This is a genomic window from Gemmatimonas sp. (genome assembly GCF_044345575.1).
GTDB lineage: Bacteria > Gemmatimonadota > Gemmatimonadetes > Gemmatimonadales > Gemmatimonadaceae > Gemmatimonas.
Map to the genome: position 1 here is coordinate 1 of NZ_JBIJAW010000288.1, position 4,155 is coordinate 4,155.

Annotated in this window: 3 protein-coding genes; 1 reads left to right on the forward strand and 2 read right to left on the reverse strand. The window is 67.9% G+C overall.

Annotation, left to right across the window (positions count from 1 at the left end):
- Positions 1-1,220 (reverse strand): enoyl-CoA hydratase-related protein (locus ACIQ6O_RS13715; RefSeq protein WP_396208350.1); only part of this gene is annotated, 1,220 nt, incomplete at its 3' end.
- Positions 1,217-2,512, reverse strand: coding sequence for an acetyl-CoA C-acyltransferase FadI (gene fadI / locus ACIQ6O_RS13720; protein ID WP_396208351.1), 1,296 nt, complete (start codon positions 2,510-2,512; stop codon positions 1,217-1,219). The genes ACIQ6O_RS13715 and fadI, both read right to left, overlap by 4 nt.
- A 95-nt stretch (positions 2,513-2,607) precedes the next feature.
- Here fadI and ACIQ6O_RS13725 point away from each other — a divergent pair.
- Positions 2,608-4,155 (forward strand): glycerol-3-phosphate dehydrogenase/oxidase (locus tag ACIQ6O_RS13725; RefSeq protein ID WP_396208352.1); only part of this gene is annotated, 1,548 nt, incomplete at its 3' end.

The following is a 4,155-nucleotide window of genomic DNA, read 5'->3' on the forward strand; positions in this document are numbered from 1 at the left end:
TATTCGGTGGTGCCACCGACGAGCGACATGGTGTCGTCCATCTGCAGCCGGGTGATCTGCCGCTTGCGCAGCCGTTCGCGCACGACGTCGCGTACGGCGCGCCAGCCACTGGCCAGGCGTTCGACCGACGCGTCCTTGAGCCGCACCTGCGTGCCGGCCTGCACGGCGACGGTAGTGATGCCCGCGCCCATGAAGCCAGCGCCGAGCACGCCGATCTTCTTCACCGGGCGCGGTGTGGCGGTCACTCCGTCGGGCAGCCCGTTGTCCTTCTTGAGGGCCGTGGTGGCAAAGAAGATTCCCGCGAGCTGGCGCGATACCGGTGACACGGTGAGCTCACCGAATACCCGGGCCTCTTCGCGTAGCCCCGCCTCCATGCCTTCGGCGTAGCCGTGCTGAATGACGTCGATGGCGGCGAGTGGCGCCGGATACTTGCCCTTGGTTTTCTCGAGCACGCCTTCGCGCGCCTTGCGGAACACGAGCTTGCGGCCGATGGCGTTCTCTTCGAGCAACACGGTCGCGGCGCTCCCTTTGCGCGGCTTCACCGGCAGTGGACGCCCAGCGGCCAGATCGTGCACGCGGCGCATCGCCACGTCGCGCAGGATGGCGGGATGCACGAGCTCGTGTGCGAGCCCCATCTGCCACGCTTTCCTGGCCTTGATGTTACGCCCGGTGAGGATCATGTCGAGCGCCGCCTGCAGCCCTACCGTGCGCGGCAATCGCTGCGTGCCGCCGGCGCCCGGAATGAGACCGAGCTGCACTTCGGGGAGCGCGAGCACGGTTTTGGCATGCTCGGTGGCGATGCGATACCGGCACGCCAGTGCCACTTCGAGCCCACCGCCGAGAGCCGCCCCGTGAATGGCCGCGACCACCGGCTTCTTGAGCGCCGCGAGCCGGTCGAGCAACGCGTGCCCGCCACGCGAGAGTGCCTCGCCCTGCGCAGCATTCTCGATGCGCCCGAGTTCCTCGATGTCGGCGCCGGCGATCCACGTGTCGCTCTTGCCGCTCACGAGCACCGCCCCGGCAATGGCGGCGTCCTGTTCGATGCGCGTGAAGAGGCGGTCGAACACCGGCGCCACCCGCGAGTTGAGCGTATTCACCGGCGACGACGGCTGATCGTACGTGATGATCGCCACGCCATTCTCGACGACGAGCGACAGCCCGGTCTCGGTGTCGGCAATGATCTCTTCCACGCCTCCCTTACTCCGCGTCTCCGCCATCATGCGCGCTCCACCACCATCGCATGGCCCATGCCGCCCGCCGCGCACACCGTGAGCATGCCGAACTGCCCACCACGCCGTGACAATTCGTTGCATAACGTGGTAAGGACGCGCGCGCCCGTGGCGCCGAACGGGTGGCCAATGGACAGCGAGCCGCCCATCACGTTCAACCGTTCAGGATCCACTTCACCCACCGGCGCGCTCAAGCCCGCGCGCGCCGCCCACGTCTTCGACGCGAGCCCCTGAATGTTGCTCAACACCTGCGCCGCGAAGGCCTCGTGCATCTCCACGAGATCGATATCACCGAGCGAGAGCCCCGCGCGCGACAGCGCGAGCGGCGCGGCAAGCACGGGTGCCTGCAGCAACTGCTCGGCCGGATCCACCGCGGCATAGGCATACGACCTGATGTACGCGAGCGGTGTGTAGCCGAGCGCTTTGGCGCGCTCCTCACTCATGAGCAACACCGCACTCGCGCCGTCGGTAAGCGGCGACGCGTTGCCCGCCGTCACTGTGCCGTACTGCCGGTCGAATACCGGCTTGAGCGATGACAGCTGTTCGTACGTGCTGTCGCGCCGCACGCCATTGTCGGTGGCGAGCATGGCGTCGTACTTGGGCGGCACCGGCACCGGCGCGATCTCCGCCGTCAACCGCCCGTCGTCGAGCCCGCGCGCGGCATGCTGATGGGAACGCAGCGCAAAACGATCTTGCGCCTCGCGCGAGATGCCGTTGATCTTCGCCATCTTGTCCGCGCTCTGCCCCATCGATTCACCGGTACTCGGCTCGGCGATGGCCGGCGTGATGGGCACGAAGTCCTTCGGACGGATGCGCGCCAGCGTGGCGACTCGCTGCGACATGCTCTTGGCCTTTGACGCCGCCACGAGGATATCGCTCATGCCACGCGAGTGCAGGATGGGCACCTGCGTGAGACTTTCGCTGCCACCCGCGATCGCCACGTCGGCGTGACCGAGCGCGATCTGATCGGCGGCATCGGTGATGGCCTGATTGGCCGAGGCGCAGGCGCGGCTCACGGTGAACGCCTGCAACGTCTTGGGGAAGTGGGGCATGAGCGCCACTTCGCGCGCGATGTTGGGCGCCATCACCGACTGCACGACGGTCCCGTACACCAGGAGGTCGACGGCGGCGCCGTCGAGGCTGGTGCGCTGCACGAGCTCGCCAACGGCGAACCGGCCAAGATCGATGGCCGTGTAATCCTTGAGCGCGGTGCCGGAACGCGCGAACGGCGTGCGCACGCCCGCGATGATGGCGACCCGTCTCCCGTTACCAAAGGTGGGCATGCGGGAAAGGTAGCCGCCGTTACGCCCCCCGGCATCGGGGACATTCGACGCACACCCGCGCTTGCCCAGCGCTGCGCCCGGCACGATGATGCAGCATGGACAGTCGGCAAGTGGAAGGACGTGCTGGGCGGGCCCATGCGCTGACCGCGCTGGTCGGCGAGACGTTCGACTTCCTGGTGATCGGTGGCGGCATCACCGGGTGCGGCATCGCGCGCGAGGCGGCGCTGGCCGGGTATCGCGTGGCCCTCGTCGAGCGGGACGACTTCGCCGCTGGCACGTCGAGCCGCTCGTCACGGCTCATCCATGGCGGCGTGCGCTATCTCGAGCACGGACACCTGGGCATGGTGTTCGAGTCGAGTCACGAGCGGCGCGTGCTGATGGCGCTGGCCCCGCACCTGGTGCGCCCCCTCGCGTTCACCTGGCCGGTATACACCGGCGCGCGCGTGCCCAAGTGGAAAGTGCGCGCCGGTCTACTGCTGTACGACGTGCTGGCCCTGTTCCGCAACGTGGGCAATCACGAATCGCTCGATGCAGCCGGCATTCTGGCCCGCGAGCCGGCGTTGGCCACCGAGCGACTCGAAGGCGGCGCGCGGTACTGGGACGCCGCCACCAACGACACCCGGCTCACGCTCGCGACGGCGCGAGGCGCACGCGCCAGCGGCGCTGTGGTACTCAACCATGCGGGCGTGGTGGGCCCACTGCGGAACGCCCACCATCGCCTCGCCGGCGCTCTGGTGCACGATCACCTCGCAAACCAGACGTTGGAGGTACGGGCCCGGGTCGTCATCAATGCCACCGGTCCGTGGAGCGATGCCACCGCCGCGCTCACCGGCGAATCGAGCGGTCATCAAGTGCTCGGATCAGCCGGTACACACGTGCTCGTGCCACGGCACCGTATCGGAAATCGCGACGCCGTGACCATCGTGTCACCACTCGACGGACGGGTCATGTTCGTGCTCCCTGCTGGCGCGCATACGATCATCGGCACCACTGAAGGCCCCGCGAAGCACGGCCCTGACGAGATTCGTGCCACGGAACGCGATGTGACGTACCTGCTGGATACGGCCAATCGGCTCTTCCCGCACGCGGCACTTGGTCCCGCCGATGTGATCAGTGCCTGGTGCGGTATCCGTCCGCTCGCCGCAGCGCGCGCGGGTGAGCACAGTGCCAACGCTGCCAGCCGTGAACACGCGATCACGCATCGCGCCGATGGCCTGGTGAGCGTCACGGGCGGCAAGCTCACCACCTATCGGGCGATGGCCGCCGATGTATTCCGCCACGCGCTACGGGAATTGGGTGACACGACGCGCCACGTGGTACCGACAGGCGACACCCGAGACAGCGCCCACACCCCGCTTCCCGGCGGGAACTTCGCGTCACGCGATGCGCTGTTGGCCGACGTTCTTGCCGCCACGCGCGACGACGCGATGAGCGAGCACCTGATGCACGTCTACGGCAGCGAGTGGACGCGGGTCTGGCAGCACGCCGCGCACGAGGCGAACCATGCCGAGCATATTGTCCCCGGACTTCCCTATCTCATGGCGGAAGTGTCCTACGCCATCGCGCACGAATGGGCGTGCACGCTGAGCGATGTCCTCATCAGGCGCACGCACATCGCGTTCGAGACGCGAGACCACGGTCGG